18 protein-coding genes are annotated in these 15,227 nt (G+C 27.1%); 16 read left to right on the top strand and 2 right to left on the bottom strand.

Going from position 1 to position 15,227, the window contains the following annotated elements; genetic code table 11:
• Positions 1-112: 112 nt before the first annotated feature.
• The 12 genes from CSPA_RS17295 to CSPA_RS17240 all read left to right on the top strand — a co-directional run bounded on the left by CSPA_RS17295 (position 113) and on the right by CSPA_RS17240 (position 9,467).
• Complete coding sequence (locus CSPA_RS17295) at positions 113-1,366, top strand: MFS transporter (RefSeq protein WP_015393640.1); 1,254 nt, start codon at positions 113-115, stop codon at positions 1,364-1,366.
• Between the two features lie 144 nt (positions 1,367-1,510).
• Positions 1,511-1,735: a hypothetical protein gene (locus CSPA_RS17290; RefSeq protein ID WP_015393639.1), complete on the top strand. Its 225-nt coding sequence runs from the start codon at positions 1,511-1,513 to the stop codon at positions 1,733-1,735.
• Positions 1,716-2,084 carry a DUF2085 domain-containing protein gene (locus CSPA_RS17285; protein ID WP_423219805.1) on the top strand — a complete coding sequence of 123 codons (369 nt, stop codon included), beginning with the start codon at positions 1,716-1,718 and terminating at the stop codon, positions 2,082-2,084. The genes CSPA_RS17290 and CSPA_RS17285 overlap by 20 nt, the downstream gene beginning before the upstream one ends.
• 91 nt (positions 2,085-2,175) lie before the next feature.
• Complete coding sequence (locus CSPA_RS17280; RefSeq protein ID WP_015393637.1) at positions 2,176-3,099, top strand: helix-turn-helix transcriptional regulator; 924 nt, start codon at positions 2,176-2,178, stop codon at positions 3,097-3,099.
• A gap of 17 nt (positions 3,100-3,116) precedes the next feature.
• Positions 3,117-3,824, top strand: a complete 708-nt coding sequence (locus CSPA_RS17275) for an MBL fold metallo-hydrolase (protein ID WP_015393636.1) — start codon at positions 3,117-3,119, stop codon at positions 3,822-3,824.
• Between the two features lie 31 nt (positions 3,825-3,855).
• Entirely contained in the window at positions 3,856-4,413 is a 558-nt protein-coding gene (locus tag CSPA_RS17270; protein ID WP_015393635.1) for a DJ-1/PfpI family protein, read from the top strand.
• A gap of 138 nt (positions 4,414-4,551) precedes the next feature.
• Positions 4,552-4,854 (top strand): hypothetical protein, encoded by a 303-nt coding sequence (locus CSPA_RS17265; RefSeq protein ID WP_017810513.1) that lies wholly within the window; start codon positions 4,552-4,554, stop codon positions 4,852-4,854.
• Between the two features lie 400 nt (positions 4,855-5,254).
• Positions 5,255-5,806, top strand: a complete 552-nt coding sequence (locus CSPA_RS17260; protein WP_015393633.1) for a hypothetical protein — start codon at positions 5,255-5,257, stop codon at positions 5,804-5,806.
• Positions 5,793-6,179, top strand: a complete 387-nt coding sequence (locus CSPA_RS17255) for a GntR family transcriptional regulator (protein ID WP_015393632.1) — start codon at positions 5,793-5,795, stop codon at positions 6,177-6,179. The genes CSPA_RS17260 and CSPA_RS17255 overlap by 14 nt, the downstream gene beginning before the upstream one ends.
• Complete coding sequence (locus tag CSPA_RS17250) at positions 6,176-7,072, top strand: ABC transporter ATP-binding protein (RefSeq protein ID WP_015393631.1); 897 nt, start codon at positions 6,176-6,178, stop codon at positions 7,070-7,072. Before CSPA_RS17255 ends, CSPA_RS17250 begins: the two co-directional genes overlap by 4 nt.
• Positions 7,053-8,108, top strand: coding sequence for a hypothetical protein (locus tag CSPA_RS17245; RefSeq protein ID WP_015393630.1), 1,056 nt, complete (start codon positions 7,053-7,055; stop codon positions 8,106-8,108). The genes CSPA_RS17250 and CSPA_RS17245 overlap by 20 nt, the downstream gene beginning before the upstream one ends.
• 360 nt (positions 8,109-8,468) lie before the next feature.
• Entirely contained in the window at positions 8,469-9,467 is a 999-nt protein-coding gene (locus tag CSPA_RS17240) for a polysaccharide deacetylase family protein (protein ID WP_015393629.1), read from the top strand.
• Positions 9,468-9,472: 5 nt separating this feature from the next.
• Here the strand turns inward: CSPA_RS17240 and CSPA_RS17235 are convergent, their stop codons facing one another.
• Positions 9,473-9,793, bottom strand: coding sequence for a hypothetical protein (locus CSPA_RS17235; protein ID WP_015393628.1), 321 nt, complete (start codon positions 9,791-9,793; stop codon positions 9,473-9,475).
• Between the two features lie 77 nt (positions 9,794-9,870).
• Positions 9,871-10,188, bottom strand: coding sequence for a hypothetical protein (locus CSPA_RS17230; protein WP_015393627.1), 318 nt, complete (start codon positions 10,186-10,188; stop codon positions 9,871-9,873).
• 311 nt (positions 10,189-10,499) lie between these two features.
• On the opposite strand from CSPA_RS17230, the gene CSPA_RS17225 reads away from it, so the two are divergent.
• The 4 genes from CSPA_RS17225 to CSPA_RS17210 all read left to right on the top strand — a co-directional run bounded on the left by CSPA_RS17225 (position 10,500) and on the right by CSPA_RS17210 (position 15,002).
• Complete coding sequence (locus CSPA_RS17225) at positions 10,500-11,483, top strand: magnesium transporter CorA family protein (protein WP_015393626.1); 984 nt, start codon at positions 10,500-10,502, stop codon at positions 11,481-11,483.
• 209 nt (positions 11,484-11,692) lie between these two features.
• Entirely contained in the window at positions 11,693-13,510 is a 1,818-nt protein-coding gene (locus tag CSPA_RS17220) for an LTA synthase family protein (RefSeq protein WP_015393625.1), read from the top strand.
• A gap of 108 nt (positions 13,511-13,618) precedes the next feature.
• Positions 13,619-14,368, top strand: coding sequence for a tetratricopeptide repeat protein (locus CSPA_RS17215; protein ID WP_015393624.1), 750 nt, complete (start codon positions 13,619-13,621; stop codon positions 14,366-14,368).
• A 289-nt stretch (positions 14,369-14,657) separates the two neighbouring features.
• A complete protein-coding gene (locus tag CSPA_RS17210) occupies positions 14,658-15,002 on the top strand; it encodes a hypothetical protein (RefSeq protein WP_015393623.1) in 345 nt (114 codons plus the stop codon).
• Positions 15,003-15,227: the final 225 nt, after the last annotated feature.

Here is a 15,227-nt window from a genome sequence, read left to right as displayed (position 1 = left end):
TAAAATTTAATAATTAATGGACTTGATGTTGGATCAAGCCAATGATTTAAACTAACTTTAGGGAGTTATAGACAGAATAAATTAGCCCTAAAGAAAGTGAGCGTGAAATAAAATGTTATATTCATTATTATCATTTAAAAATATTATAAAGAATAAGGAAATTTCAAATATTATGCTATTTTCAGTAGCAAGCAGCATATCTTTATTAGGCACAGCCATTTATAATTTTGCTATAGGCTTATATGTATTAAGGATCACTGGTTCAGGATTGAGTTTTGCAGTAACATTATCGGTGAGCGTCTTATCAACAATACTTGTAAATCCATTTGCAGGTGTTTTGGCAGATAGACTAGATAAAAAACTTTTAGCAATAATTACTGATATGCTAAATGGCATTTTATTTATAGGTTTATATGTTGTAACTTGTAGGAGTACTTTAAATTTATCGATGATATATGTAAGTACCTTTCTCTTAAATGTATTTACTACTGTATATGGAATAAGTATTGAAGCTGTAAAAGCAAATTTAGTATCAGACGAAAAACTGATTTCAATGAATTCTATAATTAAAGTTATTGAATCAACAGCAGCGATACTTGGGCCATCAATTGGTGGAATAGTATTTGTTTCTTTAGATGTAAAATTTTTTATTTTTATCAATGGCTTATCTTTTGCATTGTCTGCAGTATTACAACTCTTTATAGATTTTAGTTTTAATTGCAAAGAGAGTAATAAGGTAAAAGCAGAGATTAACTTTATTGCTGATATTGTTGAAGGAATTACTTTTCTAAAAACTGAAAAAAAAATTATTAATATGTTTAAAATTTTTGTTATATTAAACTTTTGTATTGGTTTATCAATAGAAGTTCCAATGCCATATATTATTAATAATATTTTAAAACTTGATGCGAATTTTCTAGGAGTTATAAATGGTGCTTGGTCATTAGGAATGATTTTAGGTGCTTTTTTGATCAAAGGGTTTATGAAGAAATATTCATATACAGAAATTGTTAGGTGGGCGAGCATTTTACTATCTTTTAGTATGGTTGCTATTGGTTTTTCTGTGATATTATACTATGAATTATTTAATGAAATATTTTACTTAATATACTTTATACTCATTATGATAATAGCTGGAATATCCATATCTTTTATAGATATCCCTTTATTTTATATATTGCAGAAGGATATTCCTGAAGAATTTAGAGGTAGGGTATTATGTATAGGCATAAGTCTTGCCAAAATAATACTTCCAATGGCATTAATTATGTCCGGAGGATTTATAAATTTAGTTCCTGCATATGTTTTACCTATAGCAGGTGGTTTGGTACTATGTATTTTTAGTATAAGGAAAATTATGAATTGATTTTCGTTAACTGGAATAGATTATAACTTTTAAATGTAAGATAATGAGGAGTATTTATCAGAGAGAAATATGTTACGTATTGTAGTATAATATCATATATAGTATAATTATGGAAGTTGAGTTGTACAAGGAGGATATAAATTTATGAATAAAGTTAATGTTGGATGTCCAAGGTGCGGTAGCTTAAATGTTAATGTAGTAAGTGATGTTACAGAAACAACAAAAGGGTTTGGCGCAGGAAAAGGATGTTTAGGATATATTTGTTTTGGCCCTATAGGCTTACTTTGCGGCTTAATCGGTATGGGAGAAGGCAAGACTGAAACAAATACGTATCGAGTATGTGCAAATTGTGGCGCGAGATTTAAGTAGTTTGATGGACAAAAAAACAAAAATATGGATTTTTTTAATGAAACTTGGAGCATACAGCTGTCATCAAATTTATGAGAGAAGCTTTACTTTTAGAGGTTATCAGTTTCCTGTATGTGCAAGATGTACAGGCCTCTTTTTAGGAAATATATTAGGAGTATTTTTAAGTATTATAAAAATTAAGATTAATTTAAAAATAAGTTTGCTGCTAATATTCATAATGGCTTTTGATGGATTTTTGCAGTTGCTTAAGATAAAGAATTCAAATAATATAAGAAGATTACTAACTGGATTTTTTGCAGGAATAGGATATGTTTTTATATTAGTGAATATTGTATCCTATTTTATTTAAACATCTGCTTGTTGTAGGTGTTTATTTTAATTTATGAATTTTTATATAACTAGAAAAATCAGAGGAGGAAGGTAGGTTGAATATTTAAATTATGAGAGCAGAGAGATTTTTATCGATCTTAATAATTATTTCACAAAAAGGATTGGTTACAGCGAAGGAATTAGCTGAACATTTTGAAGTATCCTTGAGAACCATTTATAGAGATATAGATAAAATATGTGAAGCTGGGGTGCCTATAGGAGCAACTGGTGGCAAAGGTGGTGGTTATTATGTTATGGAAAATTATAATATAAGCAATCTATTTTTTAATAAAAATGAAATTGAACCGTTGCTTTCAATGATTGATAGTTTAAAATATGTATTTGGAAAGAATAAGCAGTTTAATGATATTGTATTAAAATTTGAAACCTTATATAAAAGAGAAAAAAATGAAAATGAGAAGCTTAATATAGATATGTCTCACTTTAGTATGGAAGAAGAACTAAGAGAATATTTATTTTTGGTAAACCAGGCCATTGAGACTAACAAATTATTGATCTTTGAATATATAAATAGGAAAATGGAATGCTTTCAAAGAATAGTGGAGCCTATCCAAATAGAATTTACGGATGGACATTGGTATATTATTGGCTTTTGTAGAATAAGAAAAAATTACAGAAGATTTAAGTTTGTAAGAATAAGAAATATAAAGATTGGTGAGAATTTTGTAAAGAAAAATATATCTCAAGTTGAAATAGAAAAAATCTTTAAGGAAAGTTATAGTGATAGCAGCATTTTTGTTAAGTTCATATTTTCTGAAGAAATTGGAGAACAACTAAGTGAATATTTTTCAAAAGATAAAATTAAAAAAATAGATAATAAAAAGTATATGGTAGAAGGCTTTTTTCCTAATGATGAAGGATTAAAAAGATTCGTGTTAGGTTTTGGGGTACATTGCGAAGTTTTAGCTCCAACGAAACTGAGAAAAGAAATGCAAGAATACATAAAAAATATATATTATAAATACAATGACTGACATAAAGGTGTCAGTCATTGTATTTTATAATGGTAAAAGAATATTGGTTAAGAGAAAGAGAGTATAAAAATATGAAAATTGAAAAAGTGAAGAATAGAAACATTTTATTTAATAAGAGTTTTCAAGAAGGATGGAATTTAAATGTTCATCTTATTATTGGGGAGAAATACAATTATATAATTGATACAGGAGTTGGTTCTTCACATCTTGAATCAATTATGGAATATATAAAAAATGATAATAAAAATATAATAGTTATTAACACGCATCACCATTGGGATCATATTTTGGGAAATAGCTTTTTTAAAGCTGGGATTATTGTAGCTCATAAATTATGTAAAGAAATGATAGAACATAATTGGGATGACATGTCGAAAAAGCATAAGGAATATATTAAGTATAATGAGGAAATGTATTTACCTAATTTATTATTTGAACAGGAACTATATTTTGAGGAAGATAAAATAAGAATCATTCACACTCCTGGACATACAGTTGATTCCATAAGTGTAGTGGATGAGTTAGATAAAGTGATAGACGTAGGTGATAACCTTGGAGATTCAGTTGAAGAGCTTATTCCTAGTATATATTGCGAAAAAGAAAAATATATTAATACACTTTTAAGATATAGTCAGATGGATTTTGATACTTGTATATCAGGTCATAATATTGTTATGAAAAGAGATGTTATTGATGAAATTTTAAAAGACATATCAAAAATATAGATTTAATAAAATATTGAAAGAGGTTTTTATAATGAATGTATGCTTATTGTATTATGAAGGGTTTTGTGAGTTTGAAGTTGTATTTGCAGCAAATGAATTCAGGGATTCAATGTTTTCTGCTGCTTTAGAAAATCGTATTTATATAAGTGAAGAAAAACAGAAGTTTTTGCCTGATAAGGTTATAGAGGATATAAATCCAGAAGATATTGATCTTTTTATTATACCTGGAGGAGAATCAAGTAAGCTGTATGAAGAAATAGAATTAAAAGAATTTATTTTAAAATTAAATGAAAAAAATAAACTCATCGCTGGTATTTGCGGTGGAGCTGAGCTCATGGCTTATTATGGGTTACTAGATAATAAAAAGGCTAACGGTGATAGTGCTGGATTTAAGGTAGATGAAACAAACAAAAATATCTATGATAAAGTAAATATTGTGAGTAAGGATGTTGTTAAAGATGGAAATTGTATTACAGCAATAGGAAAAGCTTATGTAGAATTCGCAATTGAGCTAGGTAAAGTAATGAAAATATTTAAAAATGAGCAAGAGAGTATTGATGAATATAACTGGTTAAAAAATATAAGTTAGAAAACTTTCTAACTTTAATTACCAAAGGACGTTGAATGTAAATGGAAAAAATTATATAATAAAAGTAATACATATATTCGCAATTAATATGAGAATCTGAGTTTTTAAAGATCATAAATATTTTAAAGGCGGTGAAAAATGATGGATAGCAGAGAACTTTTTAGTGCAAATATTTTAACAGATGATGAAATTATTAATGCAGCTATTAAAGCACTTAATGTTGATAAGAAAGAAATTTTAATAATTCGTAATCCTGATGGATGGATAAACAAGAAAGAAGAATCTATCATTTTTGAAAGTATGGGATTACTTGATGAAGGAGATACAGAAGAATATATTGGATGTTATTATTATAATATCTATTTCAATTCTAATGAATTTTTGGATAAGATAAAATTACTAGAAAAAGAATTTGACACAAAAGTTAAAGTAAATATATAAATAGTAAGCATCTACATAATACAATGGTAGGTGCTTTTTTTATTCTTTAAGAATTTATAATGCAGTAAAATCTGTAGATAATATATGAAAAGGGCTATTTAAGTGAGTTGTGTATAAGATAAAGAATAAAAAACAAATCATATTCGCCTGCCAGATTTTTCTCACATACGTTCGAAAAGGCAGATGCGTAAAAAAAATCTCCGGCTCCACAGTCGCCTGCAATTTTTTTATGTGTAAATTTAATGAAATATTTTTAGGTTAACAAAAGAGTATCGATGAATATGATCAGATAAAAAATATAAGTTACAAAATTTCACTTGACAATATAGGGAAAAAATAACTATAATAAGTGTGTACTAGTTCACGTGGTACACATAATACAGATTGGAGGAGAATTAATATGAAAAAATCAATTTTAGCAATTGGAGCTGGAGTTTTTGTTGTAGTTACAATTTTGCTATGTATGAATAATGATGAAAAAATGTATCAAAAGAAAAAACATTTTGATACAGTAAATGATGTTTTGTCGCAATTAGAAAATAATGAAATTAGAAAAATTAGTGATACTGGTAGAAGAGAAGAAACTGATGAGTTTCTTGAATGCCTTTCAAAAAGAAAAAGATTAACTGATTCACAAATGGATTTTAAAAATTTAAAAATTAATAATGTCAAAGAATTAAATGATGAAGAAAAGAAAGCATTAATTGAAGACTATAATAAAATTCAAAAGAAATTAAACATGCCTTATAAGGCAACAAAAATAGAACCAGTAAGATTGGAAGCAGAAGAAATATTTCCATATAAAGATGAGAATGGTGAGATCTCGAAAAAAGAATGTGATATTGATTTTGTAATGGTTGATGAAGGCGAAGGAATGGTGATTGACTATTACGTTGAAGGTATAGATAAAAATTCTGATAAAAAAGAAGGAAACATGCATGCTAAAGGTTGATCCTAGGAGTAGTACTCCTATTTATGAACAAATTCAACTTGGAATTAAAGAATTAATATTAAAAGGGGCATTGCAAGGTGGAGATAAGATTCCATCGGTTAGAGAAATGGCAGCTTTGCTTACAATAAACCCTAATACAATAAGCAAAGCCTATGGAGAACTTGAAAGAGCTGGGATTATTGAAACATTAAGAGGAAGAGGTACATACGTTGTAGATAATTTTAATAGAAAGGTTGATGAAAAGAAAATGCAAAATATTTCTGAGGAGCTAAAAAAAATTATCTTAGAGGCAAATTATAATGGGATGGATAAAGAATCATTCATTGAGTTAGCACTTAAAATCTTTTCAGAGCTAGGAGTGGATAATAAATGATCGAAATAAATAAATTATCCTTTGAAATAGATGAAAAAGTAATTTTAAAGGATATAAATTTGAAGATAAATAAGGGAACAATCTTTGGAATAATTGGTCCTAATGGTGTTGGAAAAACAACTTTACTTAGATGTCTAACAGGAATTTATCAGCCGACTTGTGGTTCCGTAAATTATGATGGAAGAGAAGTTTATGATAATGTTGACGTTAAAAGTGAAATAGGTTATGTAGCTGATGAAAATATAATGCAGTCAAAATTTAAAGTTAAGGAAATATTGAAGTATTATAAATATTCCTATAAGAATTTTGATGAAGTTAGATTTAATCAATTAAATAAGATTTTTAAAATACCAACAAATAAATTCATTTTTCAATTATCTAAAGGAATGAAAATGAGATTATCTATAATGCTTTCGTTTTCAATTAAAGCTAAATATTTAATTTTAGATGAACCAACCTCAGGGCTAGATGCAATACTAAAAAATAAATTATTAAAACTATTTGCAGATGAAGTTATTGAAAATGGGACAACAATAGTAATAAGTTCCCATCATTTAAGTGAATTAGAAAGAATTTGTGATGAAGTAGCTATATTAGATGAAGGTGTAGTTTCTTATGAAAATTCAGTAGAAAATATGAAAAATAAAATTAAGAAAATACAAGTTGCTTTTGATAAACAGATTTCAGAAGAAGAACTTAAGTTAAAAGGAAATAATAAAATATCAAAAGTTGGAAGAGTATTCACAATTATTACAGATGAATACGATGAAGAATTAATACAAAGCTTAAAAGTATTAAAGCCTTTATTTATTGAAGAAATTGATTTAAGTTTAGAGGATATATTTATTTATAAGGTGGATAAGGAGGATAGTTATGAAGAACTATTTAAATAAGGGATTAATTTACGAGTGGTTTAATGCTGGTAAAGCAGCTATTTTGATTGGCCTTATCACTTGGGGATTTTTAGCACGTACTCTCTTAGTATCCAATGTTGATAGGGTGAAAGATGAAATTGCTAGGGCGGATTCAAGCGCGTTTTATGCAGTAAATTTAGGTGAGTATTTTATACTTGGAATAATCTTTTTAGCTATATATATTTTTGCTAATGGAGTTAGCAAAAGAAATAACATGATGTTTTTATGCAGTGGACCATATACTAAGAAGCAAATTAAGATTAATGAATTAATATGCTTATTTATAACATTATTACTATTTATAATAATGTATTTATATATAGTAGCAACTGTGTACATTAAATATCATGAACTTATGTATATTATAAATTATATTCCTCAAATAATATTAATAGAGGTATTAAGATTATTTCTTTTTGGTGTCTTAGGAATACTGCTAATGCTTACAATTGACTTATTGTTTTCTAATTCTATAATGGCTTACATTGGTATGATAGGTTTAGGAATAGCAACAATAGGGGGGATAGCTAAGTTATTTATGGTGATATCATATTTTGGTCAGTTTGAAAGAACTATAAATAATTTTATATTTAGAAAGATAGATAAGGATGGTGTAAGACATTATAATTTGTTATTTGGACAAGGAAATTTTGATAATGAACAATTCGGTCTTATATTAAAAGGAAGTATAGTAATGCTTATTATTATAGGAATCACCTTCTTTGCATTTAACTTTTTTGAAAAAAGATCAAAATTGGAAACATCTGGAAAAGTATTTTCTAGCAAAGTAAACGAAACTATTATTAGTATATATTTATCAGTAGGGGCAGCTTCAGTTTTAAACATTATATTTACAGAAGATAGGGTTTCTAGAGTTATATACAAATCCGGTCAATATACACCATTAATAGCTTCGGATTTAATTAAGGTTTTATCTATTGATATATTAAGTATAGCTGTAATTAGTTTTATTTCATTTAAAATACTTAAAAAAATAATAAAGATTGTAGGGTAAAGTGTAATAAAAGATGTAATTGCTTTAGGGGATGGTTATGCAATGGCTATAATTTTAATATTAAAGATAATTTTAATATTTATAATTAATTTTTTGTTTATATAAAATTAGATAAATTAAAGGAAGGAAAATATTTTATATTGGGGAAAAATTAATATTAGAGTTTAAAAATAATATAAAGGAAGAATCTTTACTTAAATTAAAGATTCTTCTTTTTTAGAGTATTTATTACTAAGGTATATCGTAATTTTACTATGGAAGTGATAAAATTAGTATAAATAATACAAGTTTTTCAAATTTAATAAAGTACTATCACTTTGTTAAATATTAACATACATTATAGTGTTAGGAGGGATAAAATTGATTAAGAGAAATTTGATCATAACCATGTCATTATCATTAATGCTATTATCAGGCTGCCAAATGTCTAATGGAAATTCAGAAAAAAATGAGGCAGATAAAAAAATAGTTTCATCTGAAGACAAGCAAGAAGCAAAATCAGATGATGATATAGAAGCGAACTCCGGTAAAGAAAAGAAAGTTGAAGCAGGGAATGTTAATGGCGCTGATAAATCAGATAATAAAAAACTAGCAGAATCACAAAATTCTGAAGCTTTATCTGAAGAAAAATCAATAACTCCTAAAATTGTAGCAGATACATCAAGCTTAAGCACTAAGGCAATACCTTGGTCTTGGCTTTATTCTCCAAGAGATAACGCTAGTCTTTTAGAAAAATATAAAGGTTATGCCTTTGGAGATACTTCTAAAAAAATAATCTATTTAACCTTTGATGAAGGATATGAAAATGGTTATACTTCAAGAATTCTAGATGTTTTAAAAGCAAATAATGTCCATGCAACCTTCTTTGTGACCAAGCCATATGTTACTGGAAGCTTTAATGGAGTTCAAGATTCAGTTTTGATAAAAAGGATGATTAATGAAGGGCATATAATAGGTAATCATTCAGTGCAGCATAAATCGATGCCTTCCTTTAAATCAGAAAGTGCTTTTAATGCTGAATTAACAGGAGTAGAACAAGCTGTTAATAGTATACCTGGATGTAAAATGTCTAAATATTTTAGACCTCCAGAAGGTACTTTTAGTGAATTGTCACTATACTATACTCAGAAACTAGGTTATAAATCCATATTTTTCGCCTTTGCTTATCAAGACTACGATGTAGATAATCAGCCAAGTCCTGAGTCAGCTAAGGCAACAATATTAAAAAATACTCGAAATGGGATGATCTGCCTACTTCATGCAGTGTCTAAAACTAATACAGAGATTTTAGATAGTTTGATTAAAGAGTGGAAGAGTAGAGGATACGAATTTAAATCTTTAAATGAACTCCCTAATTAATTATATTAGTCAGAAATTTCAAGTTCACCTTCTCCTATTAGCACAAGTTTATAGCCTGGTTGTAGAGGAATTAAATTAAATTTAGGAGATTGTGGCTTTAAACGCACACCTTGAAGTGGAGTAGCTTTGCTATCAAAAATAAGTATGTAAATTCGTTCACTGAAGGAATTATTTTGTATAGTGTAGATTGTATCTGGGGATAGATTTAAATCACCAGCTTTATAAAAACCTTTTTTTAGAGTTTGTGAACTAGCCATTGTAGGCGAGCTAAGTAAAATAGAGGAAAGAGTAAAAAAGCAAATGAATAATGAAACTTTCTTTAGCATATATAACTCCTTTCAATAAATAGACTTTATAATAAGAAATATATATAAATCAAAACTAAAAATATATTATTATCTACCTAATCAATAGTGACTTCTCCATTAGTAACAATCAACATTTGATAACCTGTATCTAATGGTGTTAGAGTATATTTTTCAGATTGAGGATTTAATTGCATCAGCTGTTGAGCAATTTGGTTTGAGTCAAAAATCATAAAAAAAACATATTCACTTGGGGAATTGTTTTGTATAGTATGAAGTTTATTAGTCGGTAAATTTAAGTCACTAGCTTTATATAAACCTTCCTTTAGATTAATTACTTGTGCAAAGGACGGAGTTATAAACAGATTATTTAACAATAAGAAAAAAAATAAGAAAATGACAATATATTTTTTCATAAGCTAAAAACCTACCTTTCCAGCTTAGATTATGCAAAATGTAAAGAGGATATACTGAGTTTTATTTTAAATTAAAAAGTTATTGGAAATTTAACAAAGTTTTACTTGCATATTATTATTAAAATTATTATAATTTACGAGTCGAGTAAAACTTTTCATAAAATAAATTGAATTTTATAAGGTGGTGAATTTGAGTGGATGACTATTCGGCCCAGGAGTATTATGAACAACTGAATATAAGAAAGGGAGGATTAGTTTATGCTGCTCATTTTATATAAACTTATCCTCCCCAAAGATGGAGGAGGATTATCATGTTTACATTACCATTTAAGAATGATAAAAAACAACCAATTATACTAAGAAAGTTGGGCACAGAAGTGCGAATAATTGAGTATAATGGTCTAAAATGGATTGATATTATAAGGCCAACTAATAAAGAAATCAAAATGCTTGAGGATATGTATGATTTCCATGAACTTCTATTAGAAGACTGTATGACAGAACATCAAAGATCTAAGGTTGATTCCTATGAGGATTATAGTTTTATAGTTCTTCATCTTCCAAGATATAGAAAGGAACTCGTTAGGCTTGATTCAGAAGAAATAGATATATTTATAGGACAGAATTATTTAGTTACTTTGCATGAAGGCGAATTAAAACCTTTGGTTCAATTGGCAAAAAAATGTGAGTGCAATGAGAATGCAAGAAAAGAGTATATGGAAGAAGGCTCAGCATTATTACTATATGAAATAATTAAAGCTTTATTTGATTATTGTTTCCCTATGCTTGATAAGATTGGAAATATGGTTAACGAAATTAATAGGGAAGTATTTGCTACTCGTTCTAAGGCTATGCTTGAGTTAATTTCAAGAACAAAAATGCAGATAATAAATTATAGAAGTGTTATTAAGCCATTAAGACCTGTTATATTAACTTTAGAAAAAGTAATTACTAAATATCTTCCTAGAGATATGGATATATATTTCGATGATATTACAGATAGAATCGAAAAAATATGGGATATGCTTGAAAATTATAAAGAAGTAATTGAGTCTGCTGATAATACATTTGCAACTCTTACTAATCATACTATGAATGGTCTTATGCGTACATTCACTATTATTCAAGTAGCTATATTACCTATGACACTTGTAAGTGGTCTTTTCTCTATGAATGTTCAAGGAATTCCAATGCATGATTATGAGTTTGCTTTTTGGATAGTATTTGGAATGATATTTATTCCAACAATGGTTATAGCTGCAGTGTTACTTATTAAGAGAGATAAGTGGTTTTGAGTTGTTAATGGTATAAGATTGAGTATTTGTCATAAAATTCGTTATCGAATGAATTTTATGACATTTTTATATGTGAAAAGTTATTATTGCTATGTTTTTGAAAAGAATATTGGAAAAAAATTAAATAATAATTAAAAATCTCTTGGTTAAAATTAAAGTTTGAGTTACAATATATTAGGATTAAAGACAGAATAGTGGAGAGTAGAAAAATGAAACAAAGGTTAAAAAGTATATTTATAAACAATTGGCTATTTTTATTTATGGTGGTTGTGCTTCAGTATAAATCCATCATATTATTATCTATGCTTAGAACGCAAGATTCATCAAGCATTAATTTAGGGGATATTTATTTTGGAACGCCTGTAAAATGGGCGCATATAGCAATAATTTTTCTTATTTGTAGTCCTATACTTCTATTTAAAGAAAAAGGAAGATTAAGAACTGCTGCTATAATTGATTTATTGGTGACTATTCTATTTGTGGCAGATATTTGGTATTATCGTGCAAATGGAACTTTTTTATCTGTTAGATATATGACGCATAGCGAGATATTTAATCCAATAGGTAAAAACTTATTAAATTTTAGATTAGTAGATTTATCATTCATTATTGATTTTGTTATATTATTTTTGATATGCAAATTTGCTAAAATAAAAGCTAGCGACAGAAATTCCAAATTACAATTTAGAATAATTAAAGGTTTTTCAGTATTTTTAATAAGTGCTGTTGTAGTTGGATTAGGTCATTATTTCATTGATATTAAAAGAATAGATCCATCAAGAAATTTATTTAGTCAGTCTTGGGCACCATTTCAAACTTTTAGTGATATGAGCCCTTTAGGATATCATGGTTTTGACATTAATTTTTATCAAGATAAAAATAAGAAACTTTCGAACGAAGATGAGGATAAAATTAAAAATTGGATGGAAAATAATAAAGAGAATCTTCCTGATAATCAATATAAAGGTATCTTCAAAGGAAAGAATTTAATTGCAATTCAAGTAGAATCCATGGAAAACTTTGTTATAAATCAAAAAGTTTATGGACAAGAAATAACACCTAATTTAAATAAACTTTTAGGAAGTAGTATTTATTTTAATAATATATATGAACAAAATAATTCAGGCACAAGTTCAGATTGTGATTTGTTGGTTAATTCATCAATATTTCCGATTAGAGAAGGGAAAACAGTTTTCTCTTATCCTTGGACTACTTTTAATTCATTACAAAAAAATTTAGAGAATGAAGGCTATAAGACAATTTCAACTCATGCAGAAGTGCCAGGAAATTGGAATTGGGCTGAATTACATAAATCTTTTAAGGCTGATGAAATATGGGATATTGGACAATATAATGTTGATGAGAAAATAGGATTGGGATTATCAGATGAATCATATTTGAGACAAATATCTCAAAAATTGAAAAATCAAAAAGAACCATTCTATGCTTTTATGACTACATTAACAAGTCATGGGCCATTTGAAATGCCTGATAATAAGAAATATTTAAATTTGCCAAAAGAACTTGATGAAAATATGTTGGGTGCTTATTTTCAAAGTGTAAGATATACAGATGAAGCTATTGGAAAATTTATAGCTGAATTAGATAAAAATAATCAGCTAGATAATACGGTTATTATGATTTATGGAGATCATTGTGGAGTTCATAAATTTTATGAAGATGATATAAAAAATTCTCCGTTAGAAGGGGATTGGTGGAAAGATAATCATAAAAAAATTCCATATATAATTTATTCAAAAGGATCTCAGCCAGAAGTGATTTCTAAAGCTGGTGGGCAATCTGATTTCTTGCCAACAATATTATATATGCTTGGATATGATAGAAAAGCGTTTGAAGATAGTTCTATGGGAAGAGTATTAGTAAATACAGAAAGAGATGCAACAATTTTAAATGATGGGCAGATAATGGGAATTCCAAAAGATGAAAAAGAACTTAATCATTTAAAAGAGACCTTTGATATAGCTGATACTATAATTGAAAAAAATTATTTTAAAAATAAATATTAATTGATAAAATATAGTAAGGATAAATTGCAATAATAAAAGTTATAAAGTTAATTATATAAAATAATATTAAGGATAAATAACAAATTATAAAAAAGTGAGGATATTATAATGGAAGAAAATAAAAATATACAAGATAAAATAAACTTATTTTTAGAGGAAAACAGAATAAATGTAAAGGGTGGAACAATAAAAGATGAAAAGCAATTATCTTTAGTGTTAAATAACCTTGCAATGAGTGATTATGAAAAAGGAAAACTTGAAAAAGCTTTGTATTTTACAGAAAGTGCAGCTGAATTTTATGAAGAAAATTATTATAGTTACTATATTAAAGGATTAGTATTAAGAAAATTAGCTAAAACTAAAGAAGCAATAGATGCTTTTGAAAAGTATTGCGATAATTCTGATGATTCTGATGACTCGTTAGCGCATATTTATTTAGGTCTTTCCTATGCAGAATTAGATGATGCGGAAAATGCTTTGATGCATTTAAGGACTGGTGAAAAAAATATTAGTGATGAAGAAAAAGAAAAGAATTTATTGTTGATTTGTGCTGTATATGAATGTATAGGAAATATATATTTAAAGAGAGAAAATATAGTTGAGTTCACAGAGCATGATAAGTACAGCATGAATTATAAGTCAGCAGTAAGATATTATAAAATGTCACTTAAAATTAATAGACTTAATAGCGAATTGATTAATAGGCTTGCAGCTTGCTATTATCATTTAGAAGATTTAAATAAAGTTTTATATTGCTATGAACAAGCAGCAAAAATTGCACCAGATAATGCGATGTTTAAGGATGCAATAAAAGAGTTGAAAGAATCTGGAGTAAAGGCAGAATCAGCAGGATTTTAATTTTCAAAATAGTTTATTTGGTGAACATATTTGTTTTGTAAATGAATTTTTTTAGACATAAAGATTTCCAAAGGAAATCAACATTCATTGACACTTTATTATTTCAGTGATCATTGAGAATTAACCATTGTATATATAATTATCTTTTTGTTATTAGTAATACCAAAAATTAATAAGTAGCATAGTATATAATTGAGGATATATTATTTGGTAACTCCTATTTATATAAAGCTATGTGTTTACAAAAAAAGTAATATATAATTTTTGTGATTACGAAGGAGATAATAAAATGGATAGCAAATATGATAAAAATGAATTTGATTGTTTTAAAAATGAATATGAATTTATGGAAGAAATAGATAGTAGTTATGATAAAATGGACTATGGCCTTGATGAACTAAAATGTGATTATGAAGAAATGGATAATAGTTACGAGGATAAGAATTCCGAGTATGATCAAAAGAACAATTATGATCAAAAGAACAATTGCATTACTGAGGTTTTAGAGAAGGTTTATAAGGAAGGCTTTGAAAAAGGATGCAAAGTTGGTAAAAAAATAGGAATAAAGCAATTCATACAATTTTTAAAAAAGAATAGATGTTGCATAAAATGTCATAAACGTTGCAGTAAATAAACTAATGAATATTGTATTGATGTAAAAGATTTTAAAGGAGAAGTGAGAAATACTTCTCCTTTTTGTTAGGTTTTTTGAATTTTAAGTAAATGCTATTTATATATGCATATACCGTGCTATTTCTCATCAAAATTTAAATAAATTTCAGTGACAAAAGTTGACATAACAGATTATATGATATAGTATAAATTGTGTGTATTATCTGTTAAAAATTAAAAGATAATT

Origin of the sequence: Clostridium saccharoperbutylacetonicum N1-4(HMT) (assembly GCF_000340885.1) — a bacterium.
Taxonomy (GTDB): domain Bacteria; phylum Bacillota; class Clostridia; order Clostridiales; family Clostridiaceae; genus Clostridium; species Clostridium saccharoperbutylacetonicum.
The sequence above is the reverse complement of the archived record's forward strand: the minus strand, read 5'-3'. Positions and strand labels throughout refer to the sequence as shown.

Coding starts and splice junctions, on each gene's coding strand:
- CSPA_RS17295 (WP_015393640.1), top strand. CDS start 113: ATGTTATATTCATTATTATCATTTAAAAATATTATAAAGAATAAGGAA.
- CSPA_RS17290 (WP_015393639.1), top strand. CDS start 1,511: ATGAATAAAGTTAATGTTGGATGTCCAAGGTGCGGTAGCTTAAATGTT.
- CSPA_RS17280 (WP_015393637.1), top strand. CDS start 2,176: ATGAGAGCAGAGAGATTTTTATCGATCTTAATAATTATTTCACAAAAA.
- CSPA_RS17270 (WP_015393635.1), top strand. CDS start 3,856: ATGAATGTATGCTTATTGTATTATGAAGGGTTTTGTGAGTTTGAAGTT.
- CSPA_RS17265 (WP_017810513.1), top strand. CDS start 4,552: ATGATGGATAGCAGAGAACTTTTTAGTGCAAATATTTTAACAGATGAT.
- CSPA_RS17260 (WP_015393633.1), top strand. CDS start 5,255: ATGAAAAAATCAATTTTAGCAATTGGAGCTGGAGTTTTTGTTGTAGTT.
- CSPA_RS17255 (WP_015393632.1), top strand. CDS start 5,793: ATGCTAAAGGTTGATCCTAGGAGTAGTACTCCTATTTATGAACAAATT.
- CSPA_RS17250 (WP_015393631.1), top strand. CDS start 6,176: ATGATCGAAATAAATAAATTATCCTTTGAAATAGATGAAAAAGTAATT.
- CSPA_RS17245 (WP_015393630.1), top strand. CDS start 7,053: ATGAAGAACTATTTAAATAAGGGATTAATTTACGAGTGGTTTAATGCT.
- CSPA_RS17235 (WP_015393628.1), bottom strand. CDS start 9,793: ATGCTAAAGAAAGTTTCATTATTCATTTGCTTTTTTACTCTTTCCTCT.
- CSPA_RS17230 (WP_015393627.1), bottom strand. CDS start 10,188: ATGAAAAAATATATTGTCATTTTCTTATTTTTTTTCTTATTGTTAAAT.
- CSPA_RS17225 (WP_015393626.1), top strand. CDS start 10,500: ATGTTTACATTACCATTTAAGAATGATAAAAAACAACCAATTATACTA.
- CSPA_RS17220 (WP_015393625.1), top strand. CDS start 11,693: ATGAAACAAAGGTTAAAAAGTATATTTATAAACAATTGGCTATTTTTA.
- CSPA_RS17215 (WP_015393624.1), top strand. CDS start 13,619: ATGGAAGAAAATAAAAATATACAAGATAAAATAAACTTATTTTTAGAG.
- CSPA_RS17210 (WP_015393623.1), top strand. CDS start 14,658: ATGGATAGCAAATATGATAAAAATGAATTTGATTGTTTTAAAAATGAA.